This window comes from Streptomyces sp. NBC_01224 (genome assembly GCF_036002945.1).
GTDB lineage: Bacteria > Actinomycetota > Actinomycetes > Streptomycetales > Streptomycetaceae > Streptomyces.
In genome coordinates this window covers 5198819-5216611 of sequence record NZ_CP108529.1, presented here as the reverse complement: position 1 = coordinate 5216611, position 17793 = coordinate 5198819, and the positions used below count along the sequence as shown (strand labels likewise).

Annotated in this window: 16 protein-coding genes and 1 pseudogene; 5 read left to right on the top strand and 12 right to left on the bottom strand. The window is 69.6% G+C overall.

What is annotated here, in order from left to right; translation table 11 throughout:
• The gene (locus tag OG609_RS23350) at window positions 1–2184 is read left to right on the top strand and encodes a hypothetical protein (RefSeq protein ID WP_327274603.1); all 2184 of its coding nucleotides are present in this window, start codon (window positions 1–3) and stop codon (window positions 2182–2184) included.
• The gene (locus OG609_RS23345) at window positions 2177–3742 is read left to right on the top strand and encodes an ABC transporter substrate-binding protein (protein WP_327274602.1); all 1566 of its coding nucleotides are present in this window, start codon (window positions 2177–2179) and stop codon (window positions 3740–3742) included. The genes OG609_RS23350 and OG609_RS23345 overlap by 8 nt, the downstream gene beginning before the upstream one ends.
• Before the next feature lie 7 nt (window positions 3743–3749).
• On the opposite strand, the gene OG609_RS23340 is transcribed toward OG609_RS23345, so the two are convergent.
• From OG609_RS23340 to hemL, 8 genes are all read right to left on the bottom strand, one after another.
• The gene (locus tag OG609_RS23340; protein ID WP_327274601.1) at window positions 3750–4277 is read right to left on the bottom strand and encodes an SRPBCC domain-containing protein; all 528 of its coding nucleotides are present in this window, start codon (window positions 4275–4277) and stop codon (window positions 3750–3752) included.
• A gap of 75 nt (window positions 4278–4352) precedes the next feature.
• Window positions 4353–5441 (bottom strand): c-type cytochrome biogenesis protein CcsB, encoded by a 1089-nt coding sequence (ccsB, locus tag OG609_RS23335; RefSeq protein ID WP_327274600.1) that lies wholly within the window; start codon window positions 5439–5441, stop codon window positions 4353–4355.
• Window positions 5438–7213, bottom strand: a complete 1776-nt coding sequence (resB, locus tag OG609_RS23330) for a cytochrome c biogenesis protein ResB (protein ID WP_327274599.1) — start codon at window positions 7211–7213, stop codon at window positions 5438–5440. The genes ccsB and resB overlap by 4 nt, the downstream gene beginning before the upstream one ends.
• Before the next feature lie 5 nt (window positions 7214–7218).
• Entirely contained in the window at window positions 7219–7941 is a 723-nt protein-coding gene (locus OG609_RS23325; RefSeq protein ID WP_327278148.1) for a cytochrome c biogenesis CcdA family protein, read from the bottom strand.
• A 46-nt stretch (window positions 7942–7987) separates the two neighbouring features.
• A complete protein-coding gene (locus OG609_RS23320) occupies window positions 7988–8599 on the bottom strand; it encodes a TlpA family protein disulfide reductase (protein WP_327274598.1) in 612 nt (203 codons plus the stop codon).
• A gap of 67 nt (window positions 8600–8666) precedes the next feature.
• Window positions 8667–9911, bottom strand: coding sequence for a hypothetical protein (locus OG609_RS23315; protein WP_327274597.1), 1245 nt, complete (start codon window positions 9909–9911; stop codon window positions 8667–8669).
• A gap of 374 nt (window positions 9912–10285) precedes the next feature.
• A complete protein-coding gene (locus OG609_RS23310; protein ID WP_327274596.1) occupies window positions 10286–10978 on the bottom strand; it encodes a histidine phosphatase family protein in 693 nt (230 codons plus the stop codon).
• The gene (gene hemL / locus OG609_RS23305; protein WP_385649089.1) at window positions 10975–12291 is read right to left on the bottom strand and encodes a glutamate-1-semialdehyde 2,1-aminomutase; all 1317 of its coding nucleotides are present in this window, start codon (window positions 12289–12291) and stop codon (window positions 10975–10977) included. The genes OG609_RS23310 and hemL overlap by 4 nt, the downstream gene beginning before the upstream one ends.
• A gap of 129 nt (window positions 12292–12420) precedes the next feature.
• Here hemL and OG609_RS23300 point away from each other — a divergent pair, with 129 nt between their 5' ends.
• Entirely contained in the window at window positions 12421–13011 is a 591-nt protein-coding gene (locus OG609_RS23300; protein ID WP_327274594.1) for a hypothetical protein, read from the top strand.
• A 269-nt stretch (window positions 13012–13280) separates the two neighbouring features.
• On the opposite strand, the gene OG609_RS23295 is transcribed toward OG609_RS23300, so the two are convergent.
• The 4 genes from OG609_RS23295 to OG609_RS23280 all read right to left on the bottom strand — a co-directional run bounded on the left by OG609_RS23295 (window position 13281) and on the right by OG609_RS23280 (window position 16522).
• Window positions 13281–14543: a mannosyltransferase family protein gene (locus OG609_RS23295; protein ID WP_385649091.1), complete on the bottom strand. Its 1263-nt coding sequence runs from the start codon at window positions 14541–14543 to the stop codon at window positions 13281–13283.
• A 78-nt stretch (window positions 14544–14621) separates the two neighbouring features.
• The gene (locus OG609_RS23290; protein WP_327274593.1) at window positions 14622–14999 is read right to left on the bottom strand and encodes a hypothetical protein; all 378 of its coding nucleotides are present in this window, start codon (window positions 14997–14999) and stop codon (window positions 14622–14624) included.
• Entirely contained in the window at window positions 14992–15489 is a 498-nt protein-coding gene (locus OG609_RS23285) for a SigE family RNA polymerase sigma factor (RefSeq protein ID WP_327274592.1), read from the bottom strand. The genes OG609_RS23290 and OG609_RS23285 overlap by 8 nt, the downstream gene beginning before the upstream one ends.
• A 472-nt stretch (window positions 15490–15961) precedes the next feature.
• Complete coding sequence (locus OG609_RS23280) at window positions 15962–16522, bottom strand: NAD(P)H-dependent oxidoreductase (RefSeq protein ID WP_327274591.1); 561 nt, start codon at window positions 16520–16522, stop codon at window positions 15962–15964.
• 113 nt (window positions 16523–16635) lie between these two features.
• Between OG609_RS23280 and OG609_RS23275 the strand changes: the two genes are divergently transcribed.
• Both OG609_RS23275 and OG609_RS23270 read left to right on the top strand, forming a co-directional pair.
• Window positions 16636–17289: a TetR/AcrR family transcriptional regulator gene (locus OG609_RS23275; RefSeq protein WP_327274590.1), complete on the top strand. Its 654-nt coding sequence runs from the start codon at window positions 16636–16638 to the stop codon at window positions 17287–17289.
• 24 nt (window positions 17290–17313) lie between these two features.
• A pseudogene (locus tag OG609_RS23270) lies at window positions 17314–17764 on the top strand (sensor histidine kinase); the annotation flags it as partial.
• Window positions 17765–17793: the final 29 nt, after the last annotated feature.

The following is a 17793-nucleotide window of genomic DNA, read 5'->3' as shown; positions in this document are numbered from 1 at the left end:
GTGGAGAGAGAGCTGTATGGGCGCGAGGCGATCTTCGGCAACGACGGACTTGCGGCGCGTCTGACAGGTCTCACTCCGTACGGCTCCGCCCGGGTCGCCTACGAGCACCGTGACGATCCGCCGGTCGCCGTGCTGACCGGCGGCCGCGGCATGGGAAAGACGGCCGCGCTCAAACAACTGCGCCATCTGTACCGGGAGATCACCCCGGTGGCCCTGGTCGACTGCGAGGCCGTCGTGCCGCCCGCGGACCCGGGCCCCGGCTGGACTCCGGTCACCGGGGCGCTGCCGGAGCTCGCCACCCAGCTGACGGCGAAGGTGCATGCCGCGCGGCCGGTGCAGTTTCCCCGGCTGAGCCTCGGGCTCGTGGCGGTCGCCTCGATCTCCTGGACGCGGGAGGACGAGACGCGGGCGCAACGGGATCTGCAGTCGCTCGGCCCGGTGCTGGCGACCGTCGACACCCGTGGGGACGCGGCGACGGGCTGGGTCACCAAGGTGCTGACGAAGCTGGCCGCGAGTGCCTTCGACTCGATGGTCCCGCTGGCCGGGATGGTCGCCGAGGCCACGATCGAGACGGTGCTGGAGGAGACGTTCAGCCGGTTCCAGCGGCGTTCGGCGGACTGGTACGGGAGTTATCCGCACGCGGGCGGCAACGGCAGGATCGGGCTGCGGCAGCTGGCGGTCGATTTCGAGCGCGGCGGCGATCTGCGCCGCCGGGCCGAGGATCATCTGGTGCTCGCGCTGGTCGCGGATCTGGTGCGGGCGTACGGGGGTCTGGCGCGGGGTGCCCGCCGGGGCCGTCCTGTGCTGCTGCTGGACAACGCGCACACGTTGCTGGGCCGGCAGCTGGTCGAGCCGGTACTGCGGCAGCGGGCCTCCGGGGTGCGCGATCAGATCGCCCTGTTCGCCTCCTCGCGCGCCCGTGACCACGAGGGGCTGAGCCATGCGGTGCGCCGGCGGCTGCCCGAGGTGGCGCACGGCTCGCACTGGGCCCGCGGTTCGGAGGTGACGTCCGGGATCCTGGCCGTGGAACTCACCCCGCTGGGCCCGGCGCACGTACAGGCGGCGTTCGACCGGCACGATCCGGTGGGCCGCACCCCGGCCGGGCTGGCACGTGGGGTGCACCGGCTGACGGGTGGGCGCCCGCTGGGTGTGGCGCTGTTGGCGCAGGCGGCGGGCAAGGCGCTGGTGCCGGGGACGCCGCGGCCGGGGACGCCGCGGCCGGGATCGTCGCAGCCGGGTTCGCTGGTGCCGGGGGCGCTGCTGGACCGCACGGTGGAGCTGCGTGAGGACCGGGCGCCGGTGCGGGTCGCGGACGAGCTCCTGGCACGGCTGCTGCCCGGGCAGCAGCTCGACGTGCTGAGTGTGCTGGCCGCCGCGCACGGTGAGGACTCGGCGCGGCTGCTGGCCACGGCCCGGCTGCGCGGCCGGTCGCTGGACGGCGATGTGGCGCTGCAGGTGCGGGACGTACTACGGGCCCAGGACTGGCCGGTCGGTCCCGAGTACTTCGTCGCCGATCCGCTGCTGCGTGCGCTGCTGCTGCACCGGCTGCGGTTCCAGGACGACGACCATCCGTACTACGCGGTGTGGCGTGCGGTGCACGAAACGCTGCGCACGGCGTACGCGCCCGGGGGTCGCTGCCCGAGCGTCCCGCACCGGCTGCACCAGGAGCTGGTGCTGGGCAGGACGAGGGACTGCGTGACGCATCTGCGGGAGCGGTTCACCGACGGGGATGTCACCACCTGGCTCGGCTCGTTGCGGTTCATCGCCTCGGCCCCGTATCCGCGTCCGCCCGGTTACGCCGGCCCCGATCCGCGGCAGGCGGTCGCGCTCGGCCGCGAGGCGGCCGGTTCGCTGCCGGACGGGGAGACGGGGCTCGCGGGGCTCGGCGAGCGGGCCGTGGAGCTCCAGTTGCAGCTGCGCCGGCTGCTGCACGCCGTATGGCTGCTGTCCGATCCACTGGCACTGCCGGACGAAGAGGTGGTCGACAAGATGGCGCACGAACTGCGACAACTGTCCGGCAGGCATCCGACGGGCAACAGCGTGCTGTGGGACGCGGCGACGCACTGGCCGCAGGACATCAGGGCCTGGCGGCCGCTGTCCATGCCGCCGGGATCGCCGGACACGGGTGGACCGGGCACGGGCGGAAGCGGACAGAGGCGGGGGAACGGTGGCTCGGATGCGTAATCCACTGCGTTATCGCGTCTGGTACACGGCAAGGCAGAAGGTGGTCACCACGGTGGTGGTCGGCGCCCTGGTCGTCACGTCCGGCTGGTACGGCATCGGCCGGCTCACCGCCCCCGAGGACCGCTCCTGCGCGAAGGGTGTCGAGCGGCCGCAGGGCAGCGACGAGTGCATAGGTGTCTCCGGCGACGGCTACGACTTCGGGCGGCCGAAGCTGACCGAGGTCGCCGCGGCCATCGCCCGGGAGAACGACACCCTGAAGCCCGGCCGGTACGCGACGGTCGCGCTGCTGCTGCCGCTGACGTCGACGGACGAAGCCATGCAGACCAAGATGCAGCGCGAGCTGCAGGGCGCGTTCGCCGAGCAGTACCGGGCCAACCATCTGTCGAACGAGCAGGTGCCGGGGATCCGGCTGGTTCTCGCCAACACGGGGAAGAACAACCTGCTGTGGCAGCCGACGGTGGACCGGCTGAAGAAGATGACCGGGGCCCCGGACCATCTGCGGGCCGTGTCGGGGGTCGCCACCAGCAGTACGCAGGTCAGGTCGGCGGTCAAGGAGCTGACCGCCGCGCACATCGCGGTCGTCGGTACCACGATCACCGCCGACGACATCGCCAACGGCCCGGGCGGCGACCCGTTCCCCGGTCTGGCGCGGGTGTCGCCGACGAACCGGGACGAGGCGCGGGCGCTGGCGCACTTCGGGAAGGTGAAGGCGGACAAGGCGCTGCTGGTGCAGGACACCCGCACCGGGGACCACTACACGGACACGCTGCGGGCGGCGTTCACCTCGCTGGTGAAGGGCACGCAGTACGAGCCGCAGCTGTTCACCTCGCGCGAGGACCCCAACGACGAGGGCACCACGGCCAACACGTTCCAGCAGATCACGCACCTCATCTGCGACACGGATGCGGATACGGTGTTCTTCGCCGGACGCCACACCCAGCTGCGGCAGTTCATCAACGCGCTCGGGGCTCGCGGCTGCCAGAACCGCCCGTTCACGATCCTGACCGGCGACGAGGGCTCGTACCTCGGCCGCGACAAGAAGCTCGACCGGGGCGCGCTGCGCCGCAAGGTGACGGTCCGCTACGCCTCGCTGGCGCACCCGGACGCCTGGGCGGTGGCGAAGGAGAAGGGCGGGGCGGCGACGGGCGGTTCCCCGGCGGACTACCGGAGCTTCCTGGACCTGCTGGCCACGGTGGCGAAGAAGCCCGTGGGACCGATCGGTCCGACCGGTCACCAGGAGCTGACCGACGGCCAGGTCATCATCGCGTACGACGCGATGTCGCTGGCGGTGCACGGCATCCGGCAGGCGACCCCGGACGGCAAGCAGCTTCCGCAGCCCGCGGACGTGGGTGAGCAGTGGCCGCGGGTGAAGGGTTCGCTGCGGGTGTCGGGGGCCAGTGGCTGGATCTGCCTGGACAACCACGGGAACCCGTACAACAAGGCGGTGCCTGTGGTGGAGCTGGCGCCCGAGGACGCCCGTCAGCGGTTCGTGGCGATCGCCTGGCCTGAACGCACGCCGCCGGATCCGAAGTGCCTGCCGCCGTCCTCGGCACCGTGACGCCGCGTCACCGCTCGGCCTCCACGTACTCCTCGCGCAGCCCCGCCCACCGGACCGGGGTCCACTTCGACCAGTCGGCGGGGTATCCGTCGAGCGCGTCGACGAGGTAGCGGAAGTGGTCGTGCCAGCCGGCGAGGCAGTCCAGGCGCAGCTCGTCGTCGCCCCGGAACTCGTTGGTGAAGCGCAGCAGCACATGGTCGCCGCGCGGTGGCTCCAGGTGGAAGCGGATGCGGCCGTGGAGTCCTTCGAGGGTGTATTCGGCGACCCGCTCGATGTCCCAGGCGGTGACGGTGCCGGAGGCGACCGTGGCATGCCCGTCCCGGTCGGTGTTCAGCCAGCGCAGCGTGACGGCCCCGCCGATGCGCGGTTCGAACGGGTCGGCGGCGGCGAGCCAGCCGGGCAGCCCCTCGGAACTGGCAACGGCTGCCCACACCCGCGGGACGGGGTGGGGCAGCCGTAGCGTGAACCGCAGGATGTGCTGGTCACCATGGGTCTCGCTGGTGCCACGCTCGATGACGGGGGTCACATCGGTCATGGTTCCAGCGTGGCCCGGTGGTGCGGGATCCGCACCCGTACGGGATGGGGGCCACCCCTATGGGATGGGGACCGGTCAGACGCCTGCGTAGGAGTGCTTGCCGGTGACGAAGATGTTCACGCCGTAGTAGTTGAAGAGCCAGCAGCCGAAGGCGATCAGTGCCAGGTAGGCGGCCTTGCGGCCCTTCCAGCCTGCGGTGGCGCGGGCGTGCAGGTAGCAGGCGTACGCGACCCAGGTGATGAAGGACCAGACCTCCTTGGGGTCCCAGCCCCAGTAGCGGCCCCATGCGTCGCCCGCCCAGATGGCGCCCGCGATGATCGTGAACGTCCACAGCGGGAAGACCGCGGCGTTGATGCGGTACGAGAACTTGTCGAGCGTCGAGGCGGCGGGCAGCCGGGAGAGCACGGACTGGGCGAACGAACCGGGCTGCACGCCATTGGCGAGCTTGCTCTCGTAGCTGTCGCGGAAGAGGTAGAGCAGGGTGGCGACCGCACCGATGTAGAAGACGGCGCCGCAGATGATGGCGGTGGAGACGTGGATCCAGAGCCAGTACGAGTGCAGTGCGGGCACCAGCTGGTCGCTGGAGGTGTAGAGCACCGTGGTCGCGATACCGAGGTCCAGCAGGACGGTGGTGACCAGGAGCAGCCCCATCCAGCGGACGTTCTTCTTCAGCGCGAGGAGGATCAGGTACGCGGCCACCGCCACCGTGGAGAAGGTGATGGAGAACTCGTACATGTTGCCCCACGGGGCACGCTGCACGGACAGCGCACGGGCGAGGACACCGCCGGCCTGCACGAGGAAGGCGAGCACGGTCATGGAGACCGCCACGCGTCCGTACAGGTCGCCCTTGAACGTGCCGCCGGCCGCGCCGGGCCCGTCCGGGACGTCGCGGGTACCGGCCGCGGAGCGCGTGATGATCTTCGGGCGGTCGAGTACGGCGGTGCCGCCGCCCTTCTCCGCGACCTGCACCTTCACCGTGGCGGCGGCCGCCGCACCCTCGGCACCGGTCAGCGCGGCGGCGGTGCGGCCGACCTTGCTGCGGCTGCCGAACACCCATTCCGCGATGTGCGCGAAGAAGGCCAGGGTGTAGACGGCCATCGACGAATAGATCAGCACATTGCTGGTGTGCGCCAGGTTCTCGTTGGTTGCGGCGGCGAGATTCACTTCTCAGCCCCTTCGGCAGGTTCTACGGGGGATTCTTCGACGGAGCCGGAATCTGATCCGGGGTCGGTGTCAGGGCCGGGCGCGGTGGGCGCGACGGCATTGAGCGTGACCGCGAGATCGGCCAGCTCCTCGGGAAGCTTCGCGGACTCGCTGCGGCCGAGACCCGCCATTTCGACGACGGTGACGCCGTCCGCACCGCGTACGGCCCGCACCCAGATGCGGCGCCGCTGGATGAACAGCGAGCCCGCGAGTCCGGCGATCGCGGCGATGGCTCCGGTGAGCGCCCAGCCGCTGGCGGGCTGCTCGGAGATCTGGAAGCTGGCCCACTCCTCGACGCCCTCGAAGGTGATCGAGCCGGCGCCGTCGGGCAGCTTCATCGTGTCGCCGACCGCCAGGCGCTGCTTGAGCTGCTTGCCCTTGCTGTCCTTGAACTCCGACATCTTGGACTTGTCCAGCTGGTAGACGTTCTGCGGCAGTCCGGAGTCGACGCCGAGACTGCCGTAGAAGCCGTTGAGGGCGAGCACGGGCATGTCGGCGGCCGGGAACTGCGAGAACATCGTGCCCTTGCCGTCGCCTGCGAAGGTCGGCACGAAGAAGGCCTGGAAGCCCAGCTGGGTCTTCTTGCCGTTCTTGTCGCGGTAGCCGTCCATCACCTTGATCGCCCCGGTCGAGGTGACGTTGTTGTCGATGGGCAGCAGCGGCACGGCGTTCCGGTAGACCTCTTTGCCGCTGCCGTCCTTGACGGAGACGACGGGCGCGTAGCCGTGCGCGTTCAGATAGACCTTGGTGCCGTCGACGACCAGCGGCTCGTTGACCTTGATCACGGTCTTCTGCGGCTTGCCGTAGGCGCCCTTCGTGTACGTCACATGGGCCTCGTAGGTCCGGGGCGTACCGATCTGGGGGCCGCTGCGCTCGTACGTACCGATGAACTTGTCGAGCTTGAAGCTGAACGGGGCGAGCGAGTCACTGTCGAACAGCGAACCCGCCTTGAAGTCGTCGTACTGCGTCAGCGTGTTGGAGAAGCCGTCGCCCTCGACGATCAGCTTGGCGCCCTCGGACTTGAAGAGCTGTCCGTAGGCGAACGCCACCAGCATCACGATCAGCGCGATGTGGAAGATCAGGTTCCCGGCCTCGCGCAGGTAGCCCTTCTCGGCGGCGACCGCGTCCCCCGCGGTGTGCGCGCGGTAGCGGCGCTTGCGCATCATCGCGAGCGCGGCCTCGCGGACCTGCTCGGGCTCGGCCTCGGTGCGCCAGGTGGTGTACGCGGGCAGCCGGGTCAGGCGCCTCGGGGCGCCCGGCGGGCGGCTGCGCAGCTGGCCTACGAACTGGCCGGTGCGCGGCACGATGCAGCCGATGAGCGAGATGAACAGCAGGATGTAGATCGCGGAGAACCACACCGAGCTGTAGACGTCGAAGAACTGGAGCTTCTCGTAGATCGGCGTGACGGTGGTGTGGGCTTCCTTGAAGGTCTGCACCTTCAGTTCGTCCACGCTGTTCTGCGGGATCAGCGAGCCGGGGATGGCGCCGAGCGACAGCAGGAAGAGCAGGATCAGCGCGACCCGCATCGAGGTGAGCTGCCGCCAGAACCAGCGAACCCAGCCGATGACGCCCATGGCCGGCAGGTTGGCCGCGCTCTCCTCGCGCGGGGCGGTGGAGAGCTGGGAGCCGGCCGCACCGAGTTCGCGGGCGTTCTCCCGGTCCTGCTCGTCCCGGATCTCCCGCTCGTCCCGGCGCTCGCGCTCCTGGGCCGGGTTGGACTTGGTGTTGCTCATGGAACTCAGATCCCCACCGTGAAGCCGTTGGACCAGCCCTGCAATTCCTGCATCATGCTGCCCCACAGACCGGTCAGCAGGAGCAGTCCGGTCGCGATCATCATGACGCCGCCGATGCGCATGACCCATGCGTAGTGGCGCTTGACCCAGCCGAACGCGCCGAGCGCCTTGCGGAAGGCGACTGCGGCGAGCACGAAGGGCAGGCCGAGCCCGAGGCAGTAGGCGATGGTCAGTATCGCCCCGCGTCCGGCGGTTCCCTGGTCCATCGCGAGGATGCTCACCGAGCTGAGCGTCGGGCCGAGGCACGGGGTCCAGCCGATCCCGAAGAGGGCGCCCAGCAGCGGTGCGCCCGCCAGCCCGGTCACCGGCCTTCTGTGGATACGGAATTCGCGCTGCGTCATCCACGGCATCAGGCCCATGAAGAAGATCCCCATCAGGATCATCAGCACGCCGAGGACCTTGGAGAGCGTTGCGCTGTGCTCCTGGAGGGTCTGGCCGAAGAAGCCGAAGAGCGCGCCGCCGGAGACGAACACGGCGGTGAAGCCGAGCACGAAGAGCGAGGCGCCCACGACCATGCGCCCCCGCCGGGCCTGCGCCAGGTCGGTGCCGCTGACGCCGGTGACGTAACTGAGATAGCCGGGCACGAGCGGCAGGACGCACGGCGAGAAGAACGAGACGAGTCCGCCGAGTACGGCGATGGGCAGGGCGACGATCAGCGCCCCGCTCATCACGGTCTCGTTCTGCCCCGGAAGTGCGGCAAGGGTGAGCACGGAATCACTTCTCCGCGATCAGCGGGTCGATCATCTTGTGCAGCTTGGTGTCGTCGAGCGCGGTCAGGTAACGGGCGGCGACCTTCCCGTCCCGGTCCAGGACCACGGTCGACGGAATAGCCTGCGGGCGCAGCGTGCCCTTGGGGAAGCGGAGCATGAGTTTGCCGGTCGGGTCGAAGAAGCTCGGGTAGGTGACCCCGTAGTCCTTCTCGAAGCTGATCGCGGGGCCCTTCTCGGGATCGCGGGTGTTGATCCCGATGAACTGGACGCCCTTGTTCTTCGTCTCCTTCGCCACCTTCGCGAAGTACTGGGCCTCCAGACGGCAGGGTCCGCACCACGACCCCCACACGTTCACCACGACGACCTTGCCCTTGTAGTCGGCGACGTCGAGCTGCTTGCCGTCGAGGGTCTCACCGTCGAGCTTCGGGGCGGCCTTGCGGTCGCCCTTGGCCACAGTGGAGATTCCGCCACTGCCCGTGACGAAGTGGGTGTTGCCACCGCCGCCGGCCTTGTTGCCGTCACCACTGCACGCGGTCAGCGTCAGTGCGAGTGCGACGGCCGCCGCGGGGGCGGCGAGCAGGGTGAAGCGGCGTCGAGGTGCGCGGCCATAGCTCATGTGAAAAGTTTCGCATGGCGGTTCCGGCGATCTCGGGCACCCCCCTCGGTGCCCGTAAAGCCCGTTGTCAGGCCTGTTTAAAGAAGGCGTTCCAGCCGCCTTCGGGCGACTGTCCGACTCCCAGCGTACGGAGCTTGTCGAGCACGGCCGGGGTCTGGACGTCGAGCCAGTCGGCGAACTGCTTGAAGGAGACGAGCCGGACATCCGGCTTCCCCGCGATTTTCTTGATCGCTTCCTCGACCGCGTCCATATAGATGCCGCCGTTCCACTCCTCGAAATGGTTTCCGATGTAGAAGGGCGCGCGATTCGTCGTGTACGCACGGTTGAAACCGGCGAGATACGACTGGGCGGCCTGCTTGCGCCAGCCCGGATAACGCGAAGGCATGCCCTTGGTGGAATTCACCGACTGGTTGGCGAGGATGTTGTAGTCCATCGAAAGGACTTCGAAGGAGTGCCCCGGGAACGGCATGCCCTGCAGCGGCAGATCCCACACGCCCTGACGCTTCTGGGGCCATACCTGGGTGCCACCGGGCGAGCTGGCGTCGTAGCGCCAGCCGAGCTTGCGCGCCGTGGGCAGCAGATTGTCCTGGCCGAGCAGACAGGGAGTGCGTCCGCCGACCAGTTCCTTGCGGTAGTCGAAAGGCAGCGGATCGAGGTCGGCCCAGCCGGTGTTGGTGCGCCATTCGGTGACGAAGGAGACCGCCTGATCGATTTCGCTCTGCCACTGGGAGGCCGACCAGTTCGCGACCGATCCGGAACCGCCACAGAAATGCCCGTTGAAGTGGGTGCCGATCTCATGCCCGTCGAGCCAGGCCTGCCGGACGTACTTCAGCGTCTGCTTGATGTGGTCATCGGTGAGATAACCGATGTCGGAAGCGCCGATCGGGTTGTTGGGCGGCCGGTACATGGACTTCTTCGACTCGGGCAGCAGATAGAGGCCGGAGAGGAAGAAGGTCATCGACGCTTCATGATCCTTGGCGAGTTCCAGAAAGCGCGGGAAGAGCCCGTTGCCGACCTCGCCCGCCCCGTCCCAGGAAAAGATCACGAACTGCGGTGGCGTCTGCCCGGGTTCGAGCGGAACCGGCGCGGAAGGCTGGTGCGGCTGCTTCCCGGTGTCCGCGGTGGAACCGTCCCCTATCTCGCGGACGTCCTTCTTCGCAGGTCCAGTCCCCCGGGTGTGCCCGTCGGCGCCCTTCTCCCCCGTATCAGCGCCCGGCAGGCCCGCATCGGAGGAACCGCACCCCGTCAGGCCGATGGCGGCCGCGGCCCCAAGCCCGGCTCCGAGCAGACCCCTTCGGCTGATGTCGCGCATGAGTTCCCCATCTGCGGTCGTTTTGCCTCAAGTCCATACAAACTGGCAAAGGCTTAGATGAGGGGAGCAGCACAGAGGTTCCGCCGATTAGCATATTTTTCTTTGCGCGACCAGACCTCGGCCTCGACCGAACGCATGGCTGAGCGAGCCGGCCGCGGCGGGAGCAGGGCTCAACCGCCGACGGAGTGATCAATCGCTGAAGGGACTCAGTCCCCGGTCCCAAGGCGGCAGCAGAATCGCCGGCCCTGGGACGACGGCAAAAATCGCCGGACGGGCGGAAAATCAAGCCCGTCCGGCGATTGAGGACAGAACGGCAACCGGACGACCGGGAAGACCGGGGCCCGGCACACCCCTCACCGCCGGCCCCGGGCCGGCTACGCGCCGAACGCCTTCGACTTCCCCTTCACCGGCTTCGCGCCGGCCCGCAGATGCGCCGGCACCAGATCCCGCGCCGGCTCCGTGTACCCGACCGACACGATCTTGTCGCCCTGGTACGTGAAGCTGGTCAACGACGCGAGCGTGCACTGCCGCTTGCGCGGGTCGTGCCACAGCCGCCGCCGCTCCACGAAACTGCGCACGATCCAGATCGGCAGCTGATGGCTGACGCACACCGCCTCGTGCCCGCGCGCCGCGTCACGCGCGGCGTCCAGGGCGCCCATCATCCGTACGACCTGCTCGATGTACGGCTCGCCCCACGACGGCCGGAACGGATTCGTCAGGTGCTTCCAGTTGTCCGGCTTGCGCAGCGCCCCGTCGCCGACCCCGAAGGTCTTGCCCTCGAAGACGTTGGCGGCCTCGATGAGCCGCTCGTCGGTGGCCAGGTCGAGGCCGTGCGTCTTGGCGATCGGTGTGGCCGTCTCCTGGGCACGCTCCAGCGGGGAGGCGACGACATGGGTGATGTCGCGGCCTTCCAGGTGCTCGGCGACCCGGTCCGCCATCTGCCGGCCGAGCTCGGAGAGGTGGTAGCCGGGGCGGCGCCCGTAGAGCACGCCCTCCGGGTTGTGCACCTCGCCGTGCCGCATCAGATGGACGACGGTGATGTCCTTGCGGCTTCCGTTCTCGCTCATGCGGTGGCCTCCGATGCGGCGCGGGCAGCGGCGGGCAGGGCGGCGGCGATGCGCTCGACGGCCTGCGTGTCGTGGGCGGTGGAGACGAACCAGGACTCGAAGGCGGACGGCGGCAGGTAGACGCCCTGCGACAGCAACGAGTGGAAGAAGGCGGTGAAGCGGAAAGCTTCCTGCTGCTTCGCGTCCTCGTAGTTCCGCACCGGCCGGTCGGTGAAGAAGACGGAGAACATGTTGCTCGCCGCCTGCACGGTGTGTGCCACGCCTTCCTTGGCGAGCGCCTCGCCGACCAGGCCGCGGATCTCCGCGGAGACCGCGTCCACCTTCGCGTACGCGGCGTCGTCGAGCAGCCGCAGCTGGGCGAGACCGGCGGCGGTGGCCACCGGGTTACCGGAGAGGGTGCCCGCCTGGTAGACGGGACCGGCCGGGGCGAGGTGCGCCATCACGTCCGCACGGCCGCCGAAGGCCGCTGCCGGGAAGCCGCCGCCCATGACCTTGCCGAAGGTCATCAGGTCGGGCCGTACCCCGTCGATGCCGAACCAGCCGGCCTTCGAGGTACGGAAACCGGTCATGACCTCGTCGGAGATGTAGAGCGCGCCGTTGGCGGCGCAGATCTCCTTGAGCCCGGCGTTGAAACCGTCCAGCGGCGGTACGACGCCCATGTTGCCCGGCGACGCCTCGGTGATCACACAGGCGATCTCGCCGGGCTGCGCGGCGAACGCCTCCCGCACGGCGTCCAGGTCGTTGTACGGCAGCACGATCGTGTCGCCGGCCTGCGCACCGGTGACCCCCGGGGTGTCCGGGAGACCGAAGGTCGCGACCCCGGACCCTGCGGCGGCGAGCAGGGCGTCGACGTGGCCGTGGTAGCAGCCGGCGAACTTCACCACCTTGGCCCGGCCGGTGAACCCGCGGGCGAGACGGATCGCGGACATGGTCGCCTCGGTGCCGGACGACACCAGCCGCACCTGCTCCACGGGCTCGACCCGGGCCACGATCTCCTCGGCGAGCGCGACCTCGCCCTCACCGGGGGTACCGAACGAGGTGCCGCGGGCGACAGCCTCCTGGACTGCGGCGATGACCTCGGGGTGGGAGTGGCCGAGGATCATCGGCCCCCACGAGCACACGAGGTCGACATACTCACGGCCGTCGGCATCGGTGAGGTACGGACCGGTACCGGACACCATGAAGCGGGGTGTACCGCCCACGGCCCGGAAGGCACGGACGGGAGAGTTCACGCCGCCGGGCGTCACGAGGGACGCGCGGTCGAAAAGCGTCTGCGAAACTGGGGCGTCATAGGGAAAGCTCACACAAGCCATGGTGTCAGAGCCACGGACGGTCTTGCGGACAGGTGTTTCACCGCACGTCCGCGGGGGAGGTCACTGACACGATGATCGGGTTGCGCGGCGGGGGCTGTGTCTCCTAAGTAGTAGTCGGGTGGATGAGATATGCATCGCGGTGGCGGAGTGGGCGAAGGGACCGACGACCTGGGGCCCGAGCCTGCCCGGCGGGGTCGGCACCGGCGTGAGGCGGAACGCAAGCAGGGCATACAGGCCGGTGGTGCGCAGGGTGTCGGAGCCGGAAGCAGGAGTGGTGGCCGGATGGGGGTGACCTACAAGTATTTCGGTGCCCCTGACGGGGCGACCGCGGCACGCGTGCCCATTTCGATGCGCCCCGAGGAGCTCGGCGGCGACGAACTGGGCATGGGCGGCATGTTCACCAAGATCAAGCCGGAGACGATGGCGGCGATGGTCCTCACCGGCATCCAGGGCATACCCCTGCACAAGGTCCCACCGCTGGAACTGGTCGTACTGCACCCCGACTACGCGGTGGTCAAGCTCCCGATGACGGTCGTCGACCCGCTGCGCGGCGTCGGCGAGGAGACGGTGGGTGCCGCAGCCTTCATCTGGTCCACGGTCCCGGACCGCGGCGGCCCGCGCGACGCGTTCAACGTCTACCAACTGCTGCACGAGTGGCAGGATTTCAGCCATCGTCTGCATGACGCGGGGCATCAGGCGTACTGCCTGGTCTGGCCCTGACCTGGATTTTCATTCAGTACGGACGGCCCACTGGAGAGGTTGCCCCGGGGCCGTCCGGGAACGCCCGTCAGGCCACGTCGCCGACGAACACTTCGAAACGGCGCGGAAGCGACTCGCTCCCGCCTGAGCAGCCCACGATCGGACCGCCCACACCGCAGGCCAGGCCCAGGGACCGGCCCGGCGTCACTTTCCGCGGCGCCGACCGGAGTGCTGAACGCCCGGGCCCGGCCGATGGATTCGGCGTCACCGCTGCTTCCGCGGAGTGCGGGTCAGCCGGCCCATCGTCCGGAGAGGAAGGTGACGGCGAAGACGGTCATCAGGGGTGCCGCGATGACGAGGTAGGCGGTCTGGATGCGGGCGTTTCGCAGGCTCCAGGCAGCGAGGCCGGTCCACAGGGGCCACCACAGGAGGGTCGCGCGGGGGATGGAGGTGTACCAGTAGGAAGTGCCCAGGGCCCACAGGCTGAGGCCGATGTACACGGCTTCCGGCCAGCGTCGCTGTCGGAGCAGCAGGCCGCACAGGCCGATGCCGACCAGCATGGTGAGGAGTTCGGCCTGGCTCATCAGGGCGTACCCGGTGCTCTGGGAGTGCCCGAAGGCGGCGTGCCAGGTGTTCTGCCAGGCTTCCCAGGGGGCGTGGAAGTCGCGGTACCAACCGCGTTCCTCGGCGTGTTTCCAGGCCATCCAGTCGCCGGTGTGCGCGTGCAGGTACCAGCTGTAGAGAAACGGCGGGAGGGCGGGCAGCGCCAGCCAGGGAAGACGTCGCCAGTGGGCGGGGGTGCGGGCGGTGACCAGGAAGTGGACCGCGAGCGCCGCGGCGAGGAAGAGGCCGCTGACACGGACGGTGGTGGCCAGGCACGTCAGGAGGGCTGCGAGCGGCCAGTTGAGGCGCTGGGCGGCCAGCCAGGCCGGCAGGGCCAGGGCGAGGAAGAGCGCTTCGGTGTAGCCGGCGGCCAGGAAGACCGCGCACGGGGAGAGCAGGAAGAACAGGGCTGCGCGCTGTCCCGCGTCGTCCTGTGGCAGGTGCAGCCGGGCGATGCGGGCCAGGGCCAGCACGGCGACGCCTCCGGCAACGAGGGAGATCAGCGCACCGGCCGCGGGCCAGCTCGGAATGATGGTGTGGACGGCCCGCAGTACGAAGGGGAAGCCGGGGAAGAAAGCTTCCCTGTTGTCCCAGCCGGATATCCAGGGGCCGGACTGGCCCGGGAAGTAGCCGTCCTGGGCTATGTGCAGGTAGTGCCACCAGTCCCACCGCTGCCACGGTGAGAAGAACGAGGCGGCGTGGTGGGTCTGGCGGTCGTCGGCGAACAGCCAGCGGGTGCAGTAGGCAATGATCCAGATGCCCGCGCGGGTCAGCAGGTACAGCCACAGCACCTCGCGGTCGGCGGGCTTGAGCCGGAGGAACAGCCGCCGGAGAAACAGCCGGCCGAAGGATGTCGTGCTCGGTGACGGCGTATCGCGGGGCCGCCCGGGAGCGGTCCTGGTCCGGGCGGGCGGACGCTCACGCTGCCGGTGGGGGGATGAAAGGCTCACAACAGAATCTCCTGGGTCGAATGTGCGCGTGCCGAACGGCCCCGGGCAGGCGTCACCCGGGGCACGGGAGGCGGAAGATCAGCGGGGCGGGTCGCTCTGGCTGTGGGTGGGGGTGGCCGCTGCCCCCGATGTGCCCTGACCCGGGGACGGGCTGCCCATCGGCGGCGGGCTGGTGCGGGGCGAGGAGGGCAGGGAGGACACAGGAGAGGGCCGGGGGGTGGAAGGGGTGGTGGCCGGGACGGTGGTGCTGGTGCTGTCGGGCAGGAGCGCGGCCACGGCCGCACCCGCGCCGGAGAAGACCAGACAGACTCCGACAGCCAGCGCAAGGATCCGGCGCCTGCGCACTTGCTCCGCACGCTCGGTGATGAAGGAGAGCGGAGCGGAACGGGCGCGGGACTGGCCGGTGGCGGCAGCCTCCTTGAACAGGGACCGCAGCGGGTCTTGGGATTCAGACACAGGTCCCCTCCTCGGTACGCGGATCCTGCAGACGACGCGAGAGCGTGGCCCGGCCCCGGGCCAGATGCGTCTTGACGGTGCTGGCCGCCAGACCGGTCTCCGCGGCGATCTGCTCGACAGTCAGATCGCATACGTAGTGCAAGGCCAGCGTGCGGCGCTGTTTGGGCGGCAGATCCCGCAGCACTTCCACCAAGGCCACCGACTCCGGACCGGGAGCCTCCATATGAGGCGGGGCACCACTGCGCTGCCAGGCATCCGCCATACGGCGCCGCCCTCGCCACCGGCTCACCGCCAGTCGCCAGGCGACCCTACGGATCCACGCCTCGGGCTGCCCGTCACGGTCGAGCTGACGCCGTCGGCTCCAGCCCTTGACGAAAGCTTCCTGCACCACGTCCTGCGCCTCGTGCTGGTCGCCGAGCATCACAAACAACTGCCCCGTCAGCCGGGCGGCCGTCTGCGCATAGAACTCTTCGAACTCCTCGACGGTCAACAATCAGCTCCTGGATCTCCTCGGTCTCACCGGGCATACGCCCGGCACCCCGCATCCGGACGACACCGAAACCGAAATGATCAGCGTGATGGTCATCACACAGACCTGACGGTCCGGGGCATCGGATTGCGGTTCACTCAGCCCGCTCTCACAAATGATCGCCTGTGAGCGTTCTGCGAAGACCCCGGGACCTGCCCCGTTTCCACAGGTGGGCGCATGCAGAAGTCCCCCGGAACCCGCGCGTCGCGCGTTTCCGGGGGACTGGCGCCATCGATTCGAGGCCCTGGAAGCCCCCTCCGCACACGGCAGATACCGAAGGGCCGTCGCAACACGCGAGTGTCGCGACGGCCCTTCGGTGAGCCAGGGAAGTCCAGGGCTTCCGCCTCGACGTCGGTCCGCACGGCGGTGACGGTGATGCCCCGACCGGCGCGGCCGGCCTTCGTCGGCGCCTCGACGAGGCGCACGCGAGTGGTCAGGCAGCCGCGGAGGCGGCCTGCGAGGTCACCTGCTGGATGACCTCGGTGAGCGCGGTGACGACCTCGGCGTCGTCGGCGGGGTGGGTGTCGGCGAAGCGCGTCACGGAGCCCGGGATGGACAGCTTGACGTCCTCCAGGACCACACCGCCCGCGATCCCGGCGGACTTGCGGGCGTCGTCCTGCGCCCATACGCCGCCGTACTGACCGAAGGCGGTGCCGACCACGGCGACCGGCTTGCCGGAGATGGCGCCGGCGCCGTACGGGCGGGACAGCCAGTCGATGACGTTCTTCAGGACGGCCGGCATGGTGCCGTTGTACTCGGGCGAGAACAGCAGGAACGCGTCGGCCTGACCCGCCGCCTCGCGCAGTCGGGCGGCAGCGGCCGGGACGCTTCCCTCGACGTCGACGTCCTCGTTGTAGAAGGGCACGTCGGCCAGGCCCTCGTACAGCTCGATGTCGACACCCGCGGGGGCGTGCTTGACGGCGGCTTCGGCGAGCTGACGGTTGTGCGAGCCGGCGCGGAGGCTGCCGACGAGCGCGAGGATGCGTACAGACATGGAGAACTCCCGGAAGGCGGAATCTGCGGACAAGCGGACCGTGGTCCGTTGAAATTTGTACCACTTAAGCGGACCGCGGTCCACTTAAGACTTCCGGGCGCTACTCTGAGCCCATGACCGGTCACGTGCCCCCGCCGCTCAGGCCACCCGACCCCGGCGAGGCGCGGACGAGTCTCCCGCTCGCCCCGACCGGTGAGCCGCCGCAGCTACGGGCGGACGCGGCGCGCAATCGCACGCGCCTGCTGGACGCCGCTTCCCGGCTTCTGACCGAGTGCGGAGCAGCGAACCTGACCATGGAATCGGTGGCCGCCGCCGCAGGGGTGGGCAAAGGCACCGTCTTCCGGCGCTTCGGCGACCGAGCCGGACTCCTGCTCGCGCTCCTGGACCATCGGGAGGAGCAACTCCAGGCCGCCTTCCTCTCGGGTCCGCCGCCCCTGGGCCCCGGCGCCCGCGCGGCGGAGCGTCTGCACGCCTTCGGGCCCGCCGTCCTGCGCCACGAACGCGATCAACACCCCCTGATCCTGGCCAGCCGGACGGACCCGCTGCGCAGCTACACCGTCCCGGCCCACCATCTGCGGCTCAGCCACATCACGATGCTGCTGCGTCGGGCGGACGTGGCCGGTGATCCGGAACTGCTCGCACACACCCTGCTCGGATCCATCGACACCGCCCTGGTCCACCACCTCACCGAGGAGCGCGGCATTCCGCTGGAGCGCCTGGAGGAAGGCTGGCACCACCTGGTCACGCGACTTGGGGCGACCCGGTAGTCGACGGGCGCAGCCGTGGCGTGCGTGGACCACGAACCCGTCGACCTGACGCTGCTCGTCCTCGACGCGACGGAGGACGCCCGGGCCGCAGGCCCCGGCCACCGCTGGCTGCTCGACCTCCCCGAAGAGCCCGTGACCGTCACCGGTGACGCGCACCGCCTCCACCAGGCGATCGGCAACCTCCTCACCAACGCCCGCACCCACACTCCCGACGGCACCGAGGTGACCGTAAGGCTCCGCGCCGAGCACACCGCCGCCCGTCTGACCGTGACCGACGACGGGCCGGGCATCCCCGAAGAACTCCAGCCCGAGGTCTTCGGCCGCTTCGTCCGCGCGGACCACAGCCGCTCCCGGGGAACCGGCAGTACCGGCCTCGGCCTGTCGATCGTCCACGCCGTGGTCACCGCGCACGGCGGCACCATCGAGGTCGACAGCCGTCCCGGGCACATCCTTCGAGATGACACTCCCCCACTGACCGCGGGGACGGTGGGCGCCGAGGAAGTG

Coding starts and splice junctions, on each gene's coding strand:
- OG609_RS23275 (WP_327274590.1), top strand. CDS start 16,636: ATGACCGGTCACGTGCCCCCGCCGCTCAGGCCACCCGACCCCGGCGAG.
- OG609_RS23325 (WP_327278148.1), bottom strand. CDS start 7,941: ATGAGCGGGGCGCTGATCGTCGCCCTGCCCATCGCCGTACTCGGCGGA.
- resB (WP_327274599.1), bottom strand. CDS start 7,213: ATGAGCAACACCAAGTCCAACCCGGCCCAGGAGCGCGAGCGCCGGGAC.
- OG609_RS23280 (WP_327274591.1), bottom strand. CDS start 16,522: ATGTCTGTACGCATCCTCGCGCTCGTCGGCAGCCTCCGCGCCGGCTCG.
- OG609_RS23315 (WP_327274597.1), bottom strand. CDS start 9,911: ATGCGCGACATCAGCCGAAGGGGTCTGCTCGGAGCCGGGCTTGGGGCC.
- OG609_RS23320 (WP_327274598.1), bottom strand. CDS start 8,599: ATGAGCTATGGCCGCGCACCTCGACGCCGCTTCACCCTGCTCGCCGCC.
- OG609_RS23310 (WP_327274596.1), bottom strand. CDS start 10,978: ATGAGCGAGAACGGAAGCCGCAAGGACATCACCGTCGTCCATCTGATG.
- OG609_RS23345 (WP_327274602.1), top strand. CDS start 2,177: ATGCGTAATCCACTGCGTTATCGCGTCTGGTACACGGCAAGGCAGAAG.
- OG609_RS23340 (WP_327274601.1), bottom strand. CDS start 4,277: ATGACCGATGTGACCCCCGTCATCGAGCGTGGCACCAGCGAGACCCAT.
- hemL (WP_385649089.1), bottom strand. CDS start 12,291: ATGGCTTGTGTGAGCTTTCCCTATGACGCCCCAGTTTCGCAGACGCTT.
- OG609_RS23300 (WP_327274594.1), top strand. CDS start 12,421: ATGCATCGCGGTGGCGGAGTGGGCGAAGGGACCGACGACCTGGGGCCC.